This is a genomic window from Halomonas sp. MMH1-48, assembly GCF_022348105.1.
Taxonomy (GTDB): Bacteria; Pseudomonadota; Gammaproteobacteria; order Pseudomonadales; family Halomonadaceae; genus Vreelandella; species Vreelandella piezotolerans.
In genome coordinates, this window is the sequence record NZ_JAKRFL010000007.1 from 108,499 (window position 1) to 123,934 (window position 15,436).

Consider the following 15,436-nt stretch of genomic DNA (forward strand, 5'->3'; position numbering starts at 1 on the left):
GCGCCCGCATCCGCTGAAGGTACTTGTTAAAGGCTAAGGCAACCATTGGAGTCAGCTAAACACCATGGCAACGATTAATCAGCTAGTGCGCAAGCCGCGCAAGCGCCCCGTCACTAAAAGTGACGTGCCTGCGCTTCAGGCATGCCCGCAAAAGCGCGGCGTTTGTACGCGCGTTTACACCACCACCCCGAAGAAACCGAACTCGGCGCTGCGTAAGGTTTGCCGTGTGCGCCTGACCAACGGTTTTGAAGTCTCTTCTTACATCGGTGGTGAAGGTCACAACCTGCAAGAACACTCTGTTGTTCTGATCCGTGGCGGTCGTGTAAAGGATTTGCCCGGTGTGCGTTATCACACCGTTCGTGGCGCCCTGGACACCTCTGGCGTTCAGAACCGTAAGCAGGGTCGTTCTAAGTACGGTACTAAGCGTCCGAAGTCCTAAGACGTCTTATCGCAGCATCAAGGGCTGCGGCGTTACCTTTCACACGAATATATCGGTCTGATAAGAGTAAGGTCGGGCGGCGCAACGAGCGACGTGAGTCCCGGGTTTACCTGAAGGATCCTTAATTGAGGGCTTGTCATGCCTAGAAGAAGAGTTGTAGCTAAACGCGAAATCCTGCCGGATCCCAAGTTCGGAAGTGAGCGTCTGGCGAAGTTCATGAACCACCTGATGGTCAGCGGCAAGAAGTCCGTAGCTGAGCGCATCGTATACGGTGCGTTGGACAAGGTTGCCGAGCGTAGTAAAGAAGAGCCGCTGGAAATCTTCGACAAAGCGCTGGAAACCATCCAGCCGATGGTTGAAGTTAAGTCTCGCCGCGTAGGTGGTGCGACCTATCAGGTGCCGGTTGAAGTTCGTCCGTCACGCCGTCAAGCGCTGGCAATGCGCTGGTTGGTAGACGCTGCGCGTCGTCGCGGTGAAAAAACGATGGTTCAGCGTCTGGCAGGTGAAATGCTGGATGCCGCTGAAGGTAAAGGTTCTGCCGTTAAGAAGCGTGAAGACGTACACCGCATGGCAGAAGCCAACAAGGCCTTCTCTCACTATCGTTTCTAAGCTCGGCGCTTCTAAGTTTGTGTCGCTTTTTGCCAGTTGTAGTGTGATTGAAAAGATGTTCGTCATGTTGCAACACGCCGCCGCTATCGTTGTCGATGGCGGCGGTGGCATAAGCAAAAAGTACACCGCTGGATTAACGAGCATCGCCAACTAACGGGAGTTTCACCGTGGCACGCAAGACTCCACTTAAGCGTTATCGCAACATCGGTATCGTGGCACACGTCGATGCGGGTAAAACCACAACGACCGAGCGCGTACTGTTCTACACCGGCCTTTCCCACAAAGTGGGTGAAGTGCATGACGGTGCGGCGACCATGGACTGGATGGAGCAGGAGCAGGAGCGTGGTATCACTATCACCTCGGCTGCAACGACCTGTTTCTGGCAGGGCATGAGTAAGCAGTTCGACGAGCACCGCATCAACATCATCGATACGCCTGGGCACGTTGACTTCACTATCGAAGTCGAGCGTTCTCTGCGCGTTCTCGATGGCGCGGTCGTCGTGCTGTGCGGTTCCTCCGGCGTTCAGCCGCAGACCGAGACCGTATGGCGTCAGGCCAACAAATACGAAGTTCCGCGTATGGTATTCGTCAATAAGATGGACCGTACCGGCGCTGACTTCTTCATGGTTGTCAACCAGCTGAAAGAGCGTCTGGGTGCCAACGCTGTGCCGATCCAGATCAACTGGGGTACGGAAGAAGACTTCAAAGGCGTTATCGACCTGATCGAGATGAAAGCCATCTTGTGGGACGAAGAGAGCCTGGGCATGAACTTCGACCTCGTGGACATTCCGGCGGAGCTGCAAGAGACCGCTGAAGAGTACCGCGAGCAGATGGTCGAAGCGGCTGCCGAAGCCTCTGAAGAGCTGATGGACAAGTACCTTGAAGAAGGCGAGCTAACCGTCGCTGAAATCAAGGCGGGTCTGCGCGCTCGCACGCTGGCTAACGAGATCGTTCTGGTTACCTGTGGTTCTGCTTTCAAGAACAAAGGTGTTCAGGCGGTACTGGACGGCGTTATCGAGTACATGCCTTCGCCGACAGAAGTCAAGGCGATCGAAGGTGAGCTGGACGACAAAGACGGCACCGTCGCGACTCGTGAAGCAGACGATAGCGCTCCGTTCGCTGCACTAGCGTTCAAGATCGCCACCGACCCCTTCGTTGGTACGCTGACCTTCATTCGCGTCTACTCAGGCGTTCTGAAATCTGGTGACGGTGTCTACAACTCCGTGAAGCAGAAGAAAGAGCGCGTTGGTCGTATCGTTCAGATGCACGCCAACTCTCGCGAAGAGATCAAAGAAGTACTCGCAGGCGACATCGCTGCTTGTATCGGTCTGAAGGACGTCACTACAGGTGACACTCTGTGCGACATCGATAACAAAATCATTCTCGAGCGCATGGAGTTCCCGGATCCGGTCATCTCGGTTGCCGTTGAGCCGAAATCCAAGGCCGACCAAGAGAAGATGGGCGTTGCGCTGGGTAAACTGGCTCAGGAAGACCCCTCTTTCCAGGTCAAGACCGACGAAGAGACCGGCCAGACCATCATCTCGGGTATGGGCGAGCTGCACCTGGACATCATCGTTGACCGTATGCGTCGCGAGTTCAAGGTAGAAGCGAACATCGGTAAGCCGCAGGTTGCCTACCGTGAAACGATTCGTGGCAGCGTCGAGCAGGAAGGTAAATTCGTACGTCAGTCCGGTGGTCGTGGTCAGTACGGTCACGTGTGGCTGCGTATCGAGCCGCTGACTGCAGAAGAGAAGGGTGAAGGCGAAGAAGAGATCTTCTTCAAGTTCAACTCTGAGATCGTAGGTGGTGTGGTTCCGAAGGAATACGTACCTGCGGTTGAGAAAGGTGCTTTCGAGCAGCTGCAAAATGGTGTCATCGCGGGTTACCCGATGATCGACGTCAAAGTATCGCTGTTCGATGGTTCCTACCATGACGTGGACTCTAACGAGACTGCGTTCAAGATTGCTTCTTCTATGGCAGTGAAAGAAGGTGCCAGGAAGGCCAAGGCCGTGCTGCTGGAGCCGGTGATGAAGGTCGAAGTCGTGACCCCCGAAGAGTTTATGGGTGACGTCATGGGCGACCTGAACCGTCGTCGCGGCCTGGTGCAGGGCATGGATGACTCTTCCTCTGGTAAAGTCATTCGTGCAACGGTGCCACTGGGTGAGATGTTCGGTTACGCAACCGATCTGCGCTCACAGACCCAGGGCCGTGCGAGCTACTCTATGGAGTTCGCGAAGTACGAGGAGGCGCCCTCCAGCGTCGTTGAAGCCGTCATCAACCAAAACGGTTAACCGTTAGCTAACGTAAAGAGGTTATAGCAGTGGCTAAGGAAAAATTTGAACGTTCCAAACCGCACGTCAACGTCGGCACCATCGGTCACGTCGACCACGGTAAAACGACTCTGACAGCGGCCCTGACCCGCGTGTCTGCTGAGGTTTTCGGCGGCGACTGGCGTGAATTCGATACCATCGATAACGCTCCGGAAGAGCGTGAGCGTGGTATCACCATCGCGACATCTCACGTTGAATACCAGTCTGAAGTGCGTCACTACGCACACGTTGACTGCCCGGGACACGCTGACTACGTCAAGAACATGATCACCGGTGCTGCCCAGATGGACGGCGCGATTCTGGTATGTTCTGCCGCTGACGGCCCCATGCCGCAGACGCGTGAGCACATCCTGCTGTCTCGTCAGGTTGGCGTTCCGTTCATCGTCGTGTTCCTGAACAAAGCGGACATGGTCGATGACGAAGAGCTGCTCGAGCTGGTCGAAATGGAAGTTCGTGAACTTCTGTCCGAGTACGACTTCCCGGGTGACGATACGCCGATCATCACTGGTTCTGCCCTGATGGCACTGAACGGTGAAGACGAGAACGGCATGGGTACTACTGCGGTAGCTAACCTGATCAAAGCTCTGGATGACTACATCCCCGAGCCGGAGCGTGCGATCGACCAGCCGTTCCTGATGCCGATCGAAGACGTATTCTCTATCTCTGGCCGTGGTACCGTTGTTACCGGTCGTGTAGAGCGCGGTATCGTTAAAGCTGGTGAAGAAGTGGAAATCGTGGGTATCCGCGACACCACCAAAACCACCGTTACTGGCGTAGAAATGTTCCGTAAGCTGCTCGACGAAGGTCGTGCAGGTGAGAACGTTGGTGCGCTGCTGCGTGGTACTAAGCGTGATGACGTTGAGCGTGGTCAGGTACTGGCGAAGCCGGGCACCATCAACCCGCACACTGTCTTCGAAGCCGAAGTCTACGTACTGTCCAAAGAAGAAGGTGGTCGTCACACCCCGTTCTTCAAAGGCTACCGTCCGCAGTTCTACTTCCGTACCACTGACGTTACCGGTACTTGTGAACTGCCGGAAGGCGTTGAAATGGTCATGCCGGGCGACAACGTGAAAATGGTTGTTACCCTGATCGCTCCGATCGCTATGGACGACGGTCTGCGCTTCGCGATCCGCGAAGGTGGTCGTACCGTTGGTGCTGGCGTTGTGGCCAAAATCGTTAAGTAATCTGATTACTTGATGATAAGAGGGGGCTCTAGTGAGCCCCCTTTTCTGCGCACCAATCGCAAATGTTTGACATGTGCTGTTGGCGTGCCTATAATGCGCATCCTTTGAATGCGTGGGTAGACGGCTCGCGCCGTCGACATCCATTGGAGTTTAGGGCAAATGCAGAACCAAAAGATTCGCATTCGGTTGAAAGCGTTCGACCATCGCCTGATCGATCAGTCCACAGCGGAGATCGTTGAAACCGCTAAGCGTACTGGTGCTCAGGTTCGTGGTCCGATTCCGCTGCCGACCAACCGCGAGCGCTACACCATCCTGATTTCACCGCACGTCAACAAAGATGCGCGTGATCAGTATGAGATTCGTACTCACAAGCGTGTGCTCGATATCGTCGAGCCGACCGAGAAAACCGTTGATGCGCTGATGAAGCTCGATCTCGCCGCTGGCGTAGACGTGCAAATCAAGCTCGACTAATACACTAGACACTTTGCGGCCCAGCGCTCATCGATCATGTTTGAGCAGCAGCCGCCGCGCCGTGAGGCGCCACACAATGTGCTAGTGGAATGCTCTGGAAAGGGCAGCCATAGCGGGTGATAGCCCCGTACACTATAGGAGACTGAGTATGACTATCGGTTTAGTCGGTAAAAAGGCCGGGATGACCCGTGTCTTTACCGAAGATGGCGCATCCGTGCCCGTGACCGTTATTGAAGTTGATCCTAACCGTGTAACACGCGTCAAGACCATTGAGTCTGACGGTTACGCAGCGGTTCAGGTGACTACAGGTTCTCGTAAAGCCAAGCACCTCACCAAAGCGCAAGCGGGTCAGTTTGCCAAGGCGGGTGTTGAGGCTGGTCGTTCACTGATGGAATTCCGCCTTGCAGAAGGCGAAGAAGCTCCTGAAGTGGGTGGCGAACTCACCGTATCCCTCTTCGAAGCTGGTCAAATGATCGATGTGACCGGCACCTCTAAGGGTAAAGGCTTCCAGGGTGCTGTTAAGCGCTGGAACTTCCGTACCCAAGACAACAGCCATGGTAACTCCCTGTCGCACCGCGCGCCGGGTTCTATCGGCATGTGTCAGACACCGGGTCGTGTATTCAAAGGCAAGAAAATGGCCGGTCAAATGGGTAACACCCGTTGCACCGTACAGAGCCTTGAGATCGTCCGTGTCGACGCCGAGCGTAACCTGCTGCTGATCAAGGGCGCAGTGCCGGGTGCTACCGGTAGCGACGTTATCGTTCGCAGCGCCGTGAAAGCTGGCTGAAGGGGATAATTACCAATGAATCTGAATCTTGCTGCAGGCACGGGTACCGTTGAAGTAGCCGACGCCACTTTTGGCAAAGAATTCAACGAGGCGCTGGTGCACCAGGTCGTTACCGCCTATTTGGCTGGTGGCCGTCAGGGCACGCGCGCTCAAAAGAACCGTTCCGACGTACGTGGTGGTGGTAAGAAGCCGTGGCGTCAGAAGGGTACCGGTCGTGCACGTGCCGGTACTATCCGCTCTCCGCTGTGGCGCAGCGGCGGTGTCACTTTCGCGGCGCGTCCACAGGACTACACCCAGAAAGTTAACCGCAAAATGTACCGCGCGGCGATGCGTTCCATCCTGTCTGAGCTGGTACGTCAAGAGCGCTTGGTCGCTGTTGAAGAGTTCAGCGTAGAAGCGCCGAAGACCAAGCAGGTCGCTGCCAAGCTGAAAGAGCTCAACCTTGAGAAAGTGTTGATCGTCACTGAAGAAGTCGATGAAACGCTCTATCTGGCCGCACGCAACCTTCCCCACGTTGACGTGGTGGATGTCGCTGCAGCTGATCCGGTGAGCCTGGTTGCCTTTGATAAGGTCCTGGTCACCGTCTCCGCCCTGCGTAAATTCGAGGAGAAGCTGGCATGAACCAGGAACGCGTATTCAAGGTTCTGCTTGGACCGCACGTGACCGAAAAGGCCGCGATGGCAGCCGAGCGCAACCAGTACGTTTTCAAGGTGGCAAGCGATGCTACCAAGCCCGAGATCAAAAAAGCCGTTGAAGCACTGTTCGGCAAGAAGGTCGGCAGCGTTCAGGTGCTGAACGTCAAGGGTAAAACTAAGCGTACTGCTCACGGCGTTGGCCTGCGTAAGGGTTACCGCAAAGCGTATGTGACCCTGGCTGCGGGTGAAACGCTCGAAGACTTCTCTGGCGCCGAATAAGGGCAGGAGTACGGATAATGGCAATCGTCAAGACCAAACCCACATCCGCCGGTCGTCGCCACGTCGTCAAGATCGTTGGTGAGGAACTGTACAAAGGCCGTGCCTATGCACCGCTTTTGGAAAAGCAGTCCAAGTCCGGTGGCCGTAACAACTACGGTCGCATCACCACCCGCCACGTGGGCGGTGGGCACCGTCATCACTATCGGTTGATCGACTTCAAACGCACCAAAGATGGCATTCCGGCCACCGTTGAGCGTTTGGAGCACGACCCGAACCGCAGTGCGCACATTGCACTGCTGAAGTATGCCGATGGCGAGCGTCGTTACATCATTGCACCGAAAGGTGTCAGCGCGGGTGACGTGCTGGAGTCTGGTGTCAACGCGCCCATCAAGAAAGGCAATGCCTTGCCGCTGCGCAACATCCCGTTGGGTTCTACCGTTCACGGTATCGAACTGAAGCCGGGTAAAGGCGCGCAGATTGCTCGCAGTGCCGGTACTAGCGCTCAGTTGGTTGCTCGTGAAGGTAACTACGCCACCCTGCGTCTTCGCTCTGGCGAAATGCGCAAAGTGTTGGCAGAGTGCCGCGCAACCTTGGGTGAAGTGAGCAACTCCGAGCACAGCCTGCGTCAACTTGGCAAGGCCGGTGCGAAGCGCTGGAGAGGTGTGCGTCCGACTGTTCGCGGTGTCGCGATGAACCCGGTGGATCACCCGCACGGTGGTGGTGAAGGCCGCACCAGTGGTGGTCGTCACCCGGTATCCCCGTGGGGCGTACCGACTAAGGGTCATAAGACGCGTAAGAACAAGCGCACCGACAAGCTGATCGTTCGTCGTCGTAATAAGACACGTTGATCTAAATTGCCAAGACATTAAGAGGTAACGGCTGTGCCACGTTCACTTAAGAAAGGTCCCTTCATTGACCTTCATCTTTTGAAGAAGGTAGAGGCTGCAGTGGAGAAGAACGACCGCAAACCGATCAAGACTTGGTCGCGTCGTTCGATGATCCTGCCAAACATGGTAGGCCTCACCATTGCTGTCCATAACGGTCGCCAGCACGTCCCGGTGCATGTTTCCGAGGAAATGGTTGGCCACAAACTGGGCGAATTCGCTGCCACTCGCACGTATCGCGGGCATGCGGCGGACAAGAAAGCCAAACGGTAAGCCAGAGAGGATTAAGAGATGGAAGTCACAGCTAAGCTGAGTGGCGCTGCTTTATCCGCACAGAAGGCCCGTTTGGTGGCTGACCAGGTGCGCGGTAAACCGGTCGCCGAAGCGCTTGATCTGCTGACCTTCTCCCCGAAGAAGGCTGCCAAACTGGTCAAGAAAGTGCTTCAGTCCGCCATCGCGAATGCGGAAGAAAACAACGGCATGGACATCGACGAGCTGCGTGTCTCGACCATCTGCGTCGATGAGGGCATGACGCTCAAGCGTATCAAGCCGCGCGCCAAAGGCCGTGCGGACCGTATCTTGAAGCGCACCTGCCACATCACCGTCAAGGTAGCCGAGAAGTAGGAGTCGACCAGATGGGTCAGAAAGTCAATCCAACAGGCATTCGACTGGGCATCGTCAAAGACCATGCTTCTGTCTGGTATGCCGAGCGCGGCGCCTATGCCGATAAGCTCAACAACGATCTCGAAGTGCGCAGCTTCCTGGAAGAGCGTCTGAAAAACGCTTCCGTAAGCCGCATCCACATCGAGCGTCCGGCTAACAACGCCCGCATCACCATTCACACTGCCCGCCCGGGTATCGTGATTGGTAAAAAAGGTGAAGATGTCGACCGTCTGCGTCGCGATCTGACCGAGATGATGGGTGTTCCGGTTCATGTGAACATCGAAGAAGTTCGCAAGCCGGAGCTGGATGCCAAGCTGGTCGCTGCCAACGTAGCGGGTCAGCTGGAGCGTCGCGTCATGTTCCGTCGTGCCATGAAGCGCGCGGTACAGAACGCAATGCGTCTTGGCGCTGGCGGCATCAAGATTCAGCTGTCAGGTCGTCTGGGTGGTGCCGAAATCGCACGTACCGAATGGTACCGCGAAGGTCGCGTTCCGCTGCACACTCTGCGTGCGGACATCGACTACGCCACTTACGAAGCTCACACCACCTACGGCGTCATCGGCGTCAAAGTGTGGATCTTCAAGGGTGAAATCCTCGGCGGTATCGAGGAAGTACGTGCCAAGGCGAAGCAACAGCAGCCTGCCGGCAACGCGCCCAAGAAGAAAGGTTCCAGGTAAGGGGAGAGCGAGTCGATGTTACAGCCCAAGCGTATGAAATTCCGCAAGATGATGAAAGGCCGCAACCGTGGCCTGGCGCATCGCGGAAGCAAGATCAGCTTCGGGGAGTACGGTCTCAAAGCAACCGGTCGTGGCCGCATCACTGCGCGTCAGATCGAAGCTGGCCGTCGTGCGATCACACGTCACGTCAAACGTGGCGGTAAGATTTGGATCCGCGTATTCCCGGACAAGCCGATCTCCAAGAAGCCGCTCGAAGTTCGTATGGGTAAGGGTAAAGGTTCAGTTGAGTACTGGGTAGCCCAGATCCAGCCGGGTCGGGTCCTGTACGAAATTGAAGGTGTGTCCGAAGAGCTGGCCCGTGAAGCATTCGAGCTGGCCGCCCAGAAGATGCCCCTGTCCACCACCTTTGCGAAACGGACGGTGATGTGATGAAAGCCCAGGAAATTCGTGAAAAGTCCGCAGGAGAGCTCAAAGAGCAGCTCCTCGAGCTCCTCCGCGAGCAGTTTAACCTGCGCATGCAGAAGGCCACTGGCCAACTGAGCCAGACTCATCTGCTCAAGCAGGTCCGTCGGGATATCGCCCGCGTTAAGACTGTGCTCAACGAGAAGGCAGGTGATTGAGATGGCCGAAGAGAAAAAAACACGTACGCTGACCGGCAAGGTGGTCAGCGACAAGATGGACAAGTCCATCGTCGTTATGATCGAGCGTCGTGAGCGTCACCCGATCTACGGAAAATACGTTAAGCGCTCCACCAAGCTGCACGCCCATGATGAGGCGAACCAGGCAAAGGCAGGCGATACGGTTTCCATTCAGGAGTGCCGTCCGCTTTCCAAGAAGAAAGCCTGGACGCTGGTCGAGGTGGTCGAGCAGGCCAAAGGTTAACCCCTGCGTCTGTCCAACCAGTGCAGTCAGATTAGGTTTGGAGAAAACCGATGATTCAGACTCAGACAATGCTGGATGTCGCCGACAACAGCGGAGCGCGCCGGGTGCAATGCATCAAGGTGCTAGGCGGTTCTCACCGTCGTTACGCCCGCGTTGGTGACGTCATTAAGGTAACGGTGAAAGAAGCGATTCCGCGCGGTAAGGTCAAAAAAGGCCAAGTGCTGAAAGCGGTGGTCGTTCGCACCCGTAGTGGCGTCCGTCGTAGTGACGGTTCGCTGATCCGTTTCGATGGAAATGCGGCAGTTTTGTTGAACAACACCAACGAACAGCCGATCGGCACGCGTATCTTCGGGCCGGTAACTCGTGAACTTCGTAACGAGAAGTTCATGAAGATCATTTCCCTAGCGCCTGAAGTGCTGTAAGGAGCGAGGCGGATATGCAAAAGATCAAACGTGACGATGAAGTCATCGTCATCGCCGGGAAGGATAAGGGCAAGCGCGGCACCGTTAAGCGGGTACTAGAAAACCGCTTCGTGGTGTCTGGTGTGAACATGATCAAACGTCACACCAAGCCCAATCCCATGGCGGGTAATCAGGGCGGTATCGTCGAGCGTGAGGCTCCGATTCACGCGTCCAACGTAGCCATCTTCAATTCGGAGACCGGTAAGGCGGATCGCGTCGGCTTCCAAGTTAAGGAAGACGGTACCAAGGTACGTATCTACAAGTCGACGCAGACGCAGATCGACGCCTAACGCGAGTCGGGTAGCAAAATGGCGAACTTGAAAGAACGTTATCAAAACGAGGTGGTAGCTCAACTCAAAGAGCAGTTCAGCTACGCCAACGTAATGCAGGTACCCCGGATCACGAAAGTGACTCTGAACATGGGTATCGGCGAAGCGGTCAGTGATAAAAAGCTGATCGACAACGCCATCGGCGACCTGGAGAAACTCTCTGGTCAGAAGCCGCTGGTGACCAAGGCACGCAAGTCCATCGCGGGCTTCAAGGTGCGCGAAGGTTGGCCGATCGGTATCAAAGTGACACTGCGCGCAGAGCGTATGTGGGACTTCCTGGACCGCCTGGTAAACATTGCGATTCCCCGCGTGCGTGACTTCCGTGGTCTTAACCCGAAGTCTTTTGACGGTCGCGGCAATTACTCTATGGGTGTGCGTGAGCAGATCATCTTCCCGGAGATCGAGTATGATAAGATCGATCGCGTTCGGGGGCTGGACGTCACTATCACTACTACCGCCAACACCGACGAGGAAGGCCGTGCGCTGCTAGCTGCACTGAACTTCCCGTTCAAGAAATAAGGGTTGGATCATGGCTAAGAAAAGTATGGTAGAGCGTGAGCTCAAGCGTACTCAGCTAGTCGAGAAGTATGCGGCTAAGCGCGCAGAGCTCAAGAAAATCATCTCGGACGTGAACGCTTCTGAAGAAGATCGTTTCGAGGCGACGCTGAAGCTGCAGCAACTGCCGCGCGACTCAAGCCCGGTGCGTCAGCGTAACCGCTGCCGCGTGACTGGCCGTCCGCACGGTTTTTACAACAAGTTCGGTCTCGGCCGTAACAAGCTGCGTGAAGCCGCCATGCGTGGCGACGTCCCTGGTCTGAAGAAGTCCAGCTGGTAACGCCACGTAGAATCATCAGGAGCGCACATTAAATGAGCATGCAAGACACTCTGGCGGATATGTTCACCCGTATCCGCAATGCGCAGATGGCCACCAAGGAGACGGCTACCATGCCGTCCTCCAAGCTGAAAGTCGAAGTGGCCCGCGTGCTAAAGGAAGAAGGCTACATTACCGACTTTACGGTGGCTGAAGGCGTTAAACCCGAGCTGACCGTTACTCTCAAGTACTTTGAGGGTAAGCCGGTTATCGAGCACATTCAGCGGGTTTCCAAGCCGTCTCTGCGCCAGTACAAAGGCAAAGACAACCTGCCTAAGGTCGCCGATGGTCTGGGTATCGCGATTGTCACCACCTCTAATGGTGTCATGACCGATCGTGCCGCGCGCCAAGCAGGCGTCGGTGGCGAAGTCATCTGCACCGTATTCTAGGAGGCTGGAATGTCCCGCATAGCGAAATATCCGGTTAAAGTGCCTGCTGGTGTCGACATCAAAATCGACGCTGGCCAGCTGACCGCCAAAGGCGGCCAGGGCACGCTGTCTATGACCGTTCACCAAGACGTGGTGATCGCTCAAGAAGACGGCCAGCTGACCTTCGCCCCGAGTGAGTCTGCCAAGAGCTGGGCAATGGCCGGTACTACCCGCGCCTTGGTTCAGAACCTGGTCACGGGCGTATCTGAGGGTTTCACAAAAACTCTCGAAATTGTTGGCGTCGGTTATCGTGCCCAAGCTAAGGGCCAGACGCTCAATCTTTCACTGGGCTTCTCGCACCCGGTCGACTACGAACTGCCTAAGGGTGTTACGGCGGAAACGCCGAAAAACACCGTGATCGTGCTGAAAAGCGCGGACAAGCAGATGCTCGGTCAGTGCGCCGCGGAAATCCGCGCCTTCCGTCCGCCTGAGCCGTATAAAGGCAAGGGTGTACGGTACGCCGACGAGCAGGTGCGTCGCAAAGAAGCCAAGAAGAAGTAAGGCAGGGTTATGAACGCGAAGAAAGAATCTCGTCTCCGTCGTGCCCGCCGCGCTCGCGCCAAGATCCGCGAGCTGGGCGTGTATCGCCTGTGCGTCAACCGTACCCCGCGTCACATCTACGCGCAGATTATCTCGCCGGATGGTGGCAAAGTGCTGGCCAGTGCTTCTACGCTGGACAAGGCACTGCGCGAGGGTGCGACCGGCAACACAGACGCGGCTACTAAGGTCGGTGCTCTGATTGCCGAGCGCGCTAAAGAAGCAGGCATCACCCAGGTGGCCTTCGACCGTGCTGGCTTTAAGTATCACGGTCGCGTCAAGGCTCTGGCCGACGCCGCTCGTGAAGGCGGCCTGGAATTCTAAAGGGTTTTACGATGGCGAAGAACGAACAGCAAAGCGGCGATCTGCAAGAGAAGTTAGTGCAGGTCAACCGCGTCGCCAAGGTGGTCAAGGGTGGTCGTATTTTCGGCTTCACCGCACTGACCGTCGTTGGTGATGGTAAAGGTCGTGTCGGTTTCGGTCGTGGCAAGGCGCGTGAAGTGCCGGTCGCAATCCAGAAAGCGATGGATCAAGCTCGTCGCAACATGGTCAAGGTCAACCTTGCAGGCAACACGCTGCAGTACCCGGTCAAAGCCCGTCACGGCGCTTCCAAGGTGTACATGCAGCCAGCCTCCGAAGGTACCGGTATCATCGCCGGTGGCGCCATGCGCTCTGTACTAGAGCTGGCCGGTGTCCACGATGTACTGGCCAAGTGCTACGGTTCCACCAACCCGGTTAACGTGGTGCGGGCGACTGTCAAAGGTCTCTCCTCCATGCAAGCACCGGAAGACGTGGCCGCCAAACGCGGTCTGTCTGTCGAAGCGATCACGGGGTAAGGCACCATGGCAGCAACGATCAAGGTTACCCAGATCCGCAGCACCATCGGCGTTTTGCCCAAGCACAAGGCTACTATGAAGGGCCTGGGCCTGCGTCGCATCGGTCATACGGTTGAGCTGGAAGACACCCCTGCCGTACGCGGCATGATCCACAAGGTGACCTACCTTGTGCGCGTTGAGGGAGAGTAATCCATGAAACTCAATACCCTGAGCCCGGCACCGGGCTCCAAGCACGCTGAAAAGCGCGTTGGTCGTGGTATCGGTTCCGGTCTTGGTAAGACCGGTGGCCGTGGCCACAAAGGTCAGAAATCTCGCAGTGGCGGTAGCGTCAAGCCAGGTTTCGAAGGCGGTCAGATGCCGCTGCAGCGTCGTCTGCCGAAGTTCGGCTTCACGTCCGCTAAATCGCTGGTATCTGAAGAAGTCCGCCTGGCCGAGCTTGCCAAGGTTGCCGGTGACGAGGTCACCATGGAAACCTTAAAGCAAGCCAACGTGCTGAAGGATGCAACGCAACACGCGAAAATCATCCTTTCTGGCGAACTGAACAAGGCGGTTACCGTTCGTGGTATCAAGGTCACCAAAGGTGCCCGTGAAGCGATCGAAGCCGCTGGCGGCAAGGTAGAGGACTAAATGGCCAAGTCAGGAAATATGCCGGCGATGGGCAGCGGTCTGAGTGAACTGTGGGCGCGTTTGCGCTTCGTGCTCCTCGCCATCGTGGTGTACCGTATCGGTGCCCACATTCCCGTTCCCGGTATCAATCCTGACCAGCTTGCTGCCTTGTTTAGGGAGCAACAGGGCACCATCCTAGGCATGTTCAACATGTTCTCGGGTGGCGCCCTGGAGCGCATGAGCGTCCTCGCCTTGGGCATTATGCCCTACATATCGGCGTCGATTATCATGCAGCTCATGACTGCGGTCTCCCCTCATCTTGAACAGCTCAAGAAAGAGGGCGAGGCTGGCCGCCGCAAGATCAGCCAGTACACCCGCTACGGCACGGTGATACTGGCACTTGTCCAGGCTACCGGCATGTCCGTGGGTCTGGCTAGCCAAGGCATCGCTTACAGCGCTGACTTCAGCTTCTATTTCACTGCGATCATCACGTTCGTGTCGGGCGCGGTGTTTATGATGTGGCTAGGTGAGCAGATCACCGAGAAGGGCATTGGCAACGGTATTTCGCTGCTGATCTTCGCGGGGATCGTCGCTGGGCTGCCCAGTGCCGTGGGGCAAGCGTTCGAGCTTGCTCGCAATGAAGGGGCCTGGAATGTTCTTCCGCTGTTAGCGCTGTCAGTGCTAGGTATTGCCACCGTTGCGTTCGTGGTGTTCATCGAGCGCGGTCAACGCCGCCTCAAAGTGAACTATCCGCGACGCCAAGTCGGCAATAAGATGTATGCAGGCCAAAGCAGCTACTTGCCTTTGAAGGTGAACATGGCCGGTGTTATTCCAGCCATCTTTGCTTCTAGCATCCTCCTCTTTCCGGCTTCGATCGGTCAGTGGGTAGGGGCTGGCGAAGGGATGGAGTGGTTGCAGCGTGCATCACAAGCGTTAGGCCCTGGCCAACCGCTTTACATCTTGCTTTTCGCGGCGGCAGTGGTATTCTTCTGCTTCTTTTACACAGCGCTGGTCTTCAATCCCAAGGATGTGGCTGACAATTTGAAAAAGTCAGGCGCCTTCCTGCCGGGCATTCGCCCCGGCGAGCAGACCGCTCGCTATATCGACAAAGTGATGACGCGTCTCACTCTGTTCGGTGCCTTGTATATCACTGCGGTTTCCCTGATGCCCCAGTTCCTGATCGTAGCGTGGAACGTCCCGTTCTTCTTTGGCGGTACGTCGCTGCTGATCGTGGTAGTGGTCATCATGGACTTCATGGCCCAGGTGCAGTCGCATCTCATGTCGCATCAATATGACTCAGTGATGAAGAAGTCCAACCTGAAAGGCTACGGTAGCGGCGGCATCATGCGCTGAGGCGCGCCGTTGCGAATTGGAGAGAACGATGAAAGTTCGAGCTTCCGTAAAGAAGATGTGCCGTAACTGCAAGATCATTCGTCGCAATGGCGCTGTTCGCGTCATTTGCATCGAACCGCGGCACAAACAGCGTCAGGGCTAAACCTGGGCTGTATTAAGCGGGTGCCGGCATACC

Annotated in this window: 27 protein-coding genes; all 27 read left to right on the top strand. The window is 56.3% G+C overall.

The genetic code is table 11. The features are described from left to right. Positions 1-64: 64 nt before the first annotated feature. Positions 65-439 carry a 30S ribosomal protein S12 gene (gene rpsL / locus MHM37_RS08765; RefSeq protein ID WP_009098973.1) on the top strand — a complete coding sequence of 125 codons (375 nt, stop codon included), beginning with the start codon at positions 65-67 and terminating at the stop codon, positions 437-439. Between the two features lie 138 nt (positions 440-577). Next, entirely contained in the window at positions 578-1,048 is a 471-nt protein-coding gene (gene rpsG / locus MHM37_RS08770; RefSeq protein WP_016915771.1) for a 30S ribosomal protein S7, read from the top strand. A 167-nt stretch (positions 1,049-1,215) separates the two neighbouring features. Beyond that, positions 1,216-3,339 carry an elongation factor G gene (fusA, locus tag MHM37_RS08775; protein WP_239296380.1) on the top strand — a complete coding sequence of 708 codons (2,124 nt, stop codon included), beginning with the start codon at positions 1,216-1,218 and terminating at the stop codon, positions 3,337-3,339. A gap of 29 nt (positions 3,340-3,368) precedes the next feature. Next, positions 3,369-4,562 carry an elongation factor Tu gene (gene tuf / locus MHM37_RS08780; protein WP_139527870.1) on the top strand — a complete coding sequence of 398 codons (1,194 nt, stop codon included), beginning with the start codon at positions 3,369-3,371 and terminating at the stop codon, positions 4,560-4,562. Positions 4,563-4,721: 159 nt separating this feature from the next. Beyond that, on the top strand, positions 4,722-5,033 hold the full coding sequence (gene rpsJ / locus MHM37_RS08785; RefSeq protein WP_009098983.1) for a 30S ribosomal protein S10: 312 nt from the start codon (positions 4,722-4,724) through the stop codon (positions 5,031-5,033). 148 nt (positions 5,034-5,181) lie between these two features. Next, positions 5,182-5,820, top strand: a complete 639-nt coding sequence (rplC, locus tag MHM37_RS08790; protein WP_044628835.1) for a 50S ribosomal protein L3 — start codon at positions 5,182-5,184, stop codon at positions 5,818-5,820. A gap of 15 nt (positions 5,821-5,835) precedes the next feature. Continuing rightward, entirely contained in the window at positions 5,836-6,441 is a 606-nt protein-coding gene (rplD, locus tag MHM37_RS08795) for a 50S ribosomal protein L4 (protein ID WP_139527871.1), read from the top strand. Next, positions 6,438-6,734 carry a 50S ribosomal protein L23 gene (gene rplW / locus MHM37_RS08800; RefSeq protein ID WP_009723902.1) on the top strand — a complete coding sequence of 99 codons (297 nt, stop codon included), beginning with the start codon at positions 6,438-6,440 and terminating at the stop codon, positions 6,732-6,734. The genes rplD and rplW overlap by 4 nt, the downstream gene beginning before the upstream one ends. 17 nt (positions 6,735-6,751) lie before the next feature. Further along, positions 6,752-7,582 carry a 50S ribosomal protein L2 gene (gene rplB, locus MHM37_RS08805; protein ID WP_044628832.1) on the top strand — a complete coding sequence of 277 codons (831 nt, stop codon included), beginning with the start codon at positions 6,752-6,754 and terminating at the stop codon, positions 7,580-7,582. A gap of 33 nt (positions 7,583-7,615) precedes the next feature. Next, a complete protein-coding gene (gene rpsS, locus MHM37_RS08810; protein WP_009098993.1) occupies positions 7,616-7,891 on the top strand; it encodes a 30S ribosomal protein S19 in 276 nt (91 codons plus the stop codon). An 18-nt stretch (positions 7,892-7,909) separates the two neighbouring features. Further along, positions 7,910-8,242: a 50S ribosomal protein L22 gene (gene rplV, locus MHM37_RS08815; RefSeq protein ID WP_044628831.1), complete on the top strand. Its 333-nt coding sequence runs from the start codon at positions 7,910-7,912 to the stop codon at positions 8,240-8,242. Between the two features lie 11 nt (positions 8,243-8,253). Continuing rightward, a complete protein-coding gene (gene rpsC / locus MHM37_RS08820) occupies positions 8,254-8,958 on the top strand; it encodes a 30S ribosomal protein S3 (RefSeq protein ID WP_018917731.1) in 705 nt (234 codons plus the stop codon). 15 nt (positions 8,959-8,973) lie between these two features. Then, positions 8,974-9,387, top strand: coding sequence for a 50S ribosomal protein L16 (gene rplP, locus MHM37_RS08825; protein WP_007112000.1), 414 nt, complete (start codon positions 8,974-8,976; stop codon positions 9,385-9,387). After that, positions 9,387-9,578, top strand: coding sequence for a 50S ribosomal protein L29 (rpmC, locus tag MHM37_RS08830; protein WP_027337514.1), 192 nt, complete (start codon positions 9,387-9,389; stop codon positions 9,576-9,578). Before rplP ends, rpmC begins: the two co-directional genes overlap by 1 nt. Before the next feature lies 1 nt (position 9,579). After that, complete coding sequence (rpsQ, locus tag MHM37_RS08835; RefSeq protein ID WP_009723897.1) at positions 9,580-9,840, top strand: 30S ribosomal protein S17; 261 nt, start codon at positions 9,580-9,582, stop codon at positions 9,838-9,840. A 50-nt stretch (positions 9,841-9,890) separates the two neighbouring features. Beyond that, positions 9,891-10,262: a 50S ribosomal protein L14 gene (gene rplN / locus MHM37_RS08840; RefSeq protein WP_009723896.1), complete on the top strand. Its 372-nt coding sequence runs from the start codon at positions 9,891-9,893 to the stop codon at positions 10,260-10,262. A 14-nt stretch (positions 10,263-10,276) separates the two neighbouring features. Then, the gene (gene rplX / locus MHM37_RS08845; RefSeq protein ID WP_009723895.1) at positions 10,277-10,591 is read left to right on the top strand and encodes a 50S ribosomal protein L24; all 315 of its coding nucleotides are present in this window, start codon (positions 10,277-10,279) and stop codon (positions 10,589-10,591) included. Positions 10,592-10,609: 18 nt separating this feature from the next. Next, positions 10,610-11,149 (top strand): 50S ribosomal protein L5, encoded by a 540-nt coding sequence (rplE, locus tag MHM37_RS08850; protein WP_139527872.1) that lies wholly within the window; start codon positions 10,610-10,612, stop codon positions 11,147-11,149. A gap of 10 nt (positions 11,150-11,159) precedes the next feature. Beyond that, entirely contained in the window at positions 11,160-11,465 is a 306-nt protein-coding gene (gene rpsN / locus MHM37_RS08855) for a 30S ribosomal protein S14 (protein WP_044628827.1), read from the top strand. Positions 11,466-11,497: 32 nt separating this feature from the next. Further along, positions 11,498-11,890: a 30S ribosomal protein S8 gene (gene rpsH / locus MHM37_RS08860; RefSeq protein ID WP_009723892.1), complete on the top strand. Its 393-nt coding sequence runs from the start codon at positions 11,498-11,500 to the stop codon at positions 11,888-11,890. Positions 11,891-11,899: 9 nt separating this feature from the next. Then, positions 11,900-12,430 carry a 50S ribosomal protein L6 gene (gene rplF, locus MHM37_RS08865; protein WP_139527873.1) on the top strand — a complete coding sequence of 177 codons (531 nt, stop codon included), beginning with the start codon at positions 11,900-11,902 and terminating at the stop codon, positions 12,428-12,430. A gap of 9 nt (positions 12,431-12,439) precedes the next feature. After that, positions 12,440-12,790, top strand: coding sequence for a 50S ribosomal protein L18 (gene rplR, locus MHM37_RS08870; protein WP_139527874.1), 351 nt, complete (start codon positions 12,440-12,442; stop codon positions 12,788-12,790). Between the two features lie 11 nt (positions 12,791-12,801). Next, positions 12,802-13,302, top strand: coding sequence for a 30S ribosomal protein S5 (gene rpsE, locus MHM37_RS08875; protein ID WP_044628824.1), 501 nt, complete (start codon positions 12,802-12,804; stop codon positions 13,300-13,302). 6 nt (positions 13,303-13,308) lie between these two features. Further along, a complete protein-coding gene (gene rpmD / locus MHM37_RS08880; protein ID WP_139527875.1) occupies positions 13,309-13,491 on the top strand; it encodes a 50S ribosomal protein L30 in 183 nt (60 codons plus the stop codon). A 3-nt stretch (positions 13,492-13,494) separates the two neighbouring features. Further along, positions 13,495-13,929, top strand: coding sequence for a 50S ribosomal protein L15 (gene rplO, locus MHM37_RS08885; RefSeq protein WP_089674586.1), 435 nt, complete (start codon positions 13,495-13,497; stop codon positions 13,927-13,929). After that, positions 13,930-15,261, top strand: a complete 1,332-nt coding sequence (secY, locus tag MHM37_RS08890; protein WP_054640906.1) for a preprotein translocase subunit SecY — start codon at positions 13,930-13,932, stop codon at positions 15,259-15,261. A gap of 28 nt (positions 15,262-15,289) precedes the next feature. Continuing rightward, a complete protein-coding gene (gene rpmJ, locus MHM37_RS08895) occupies positions 15,290-15,403 on the top strand; it encodes a 50S ribosomal protein L36 (RefSeq protein WP_009099023.1) in 114 nt (37 codons plus the stop codon). Positions 15,404-15,436 lie beyond the last annotated feature (33 nt).